The sequence below is a fragment of the Falsihalocynthiibacter sp. S25ZX9 genome, assembly GCF_041205405.1.
In the GTDB taxonomy this organism is placed as follows: Bacteria; Pseudomonadota; Alphaproteobacteria; order Rhodobacterales; family Rhodobacteraceae; genus Falsihalocynthiibacter; species Falsihalocynthiibacter arcticus.
Genome location: NZ_JBGFCD010000400.1, coordinates 1 through 242, shown reverse-complemented (window position 1 = coordinate 242; position 242 = coordinate 1). Strand labels below are relative to the sequence as shown.

Here is a 242-nt window from a genome sequence, read left to right as displayed (position 1 = left end):
GGCACCTAGATGAGGTTTGTTTTGAAAGTAAACGGCGAACGTCACTACTTATGGCTAGCGGTTGATCATGAAGGTGAGGTGTTGGAAAGTTACGTCACCAAGCGCCGCGATGAGGGCACAGGGCACTGTCAGAAGAAAACCGGTTGAGGCGGGCAGGGTGAACGCCTAGCGTCGCAGGATGACAAAACGCGACCCATTCAAGTACTTCAAGACGAGCCCGCAGATCATCCGCCTGGCAGTGA

1 pseudogene is annotated in these 242 nt (G+C 54.1%); it reads left to right on the top strand.

From position 1 onward, the window contains the following. Positions 1-111: pseudogene (locus AB9F29_RS22745) on the top strand (DDE-type integrase/transposase/recombinase); the annotation flags it as partial. Between the last annotated feature and the right edge of the window lie 131 nt (positions 112-242).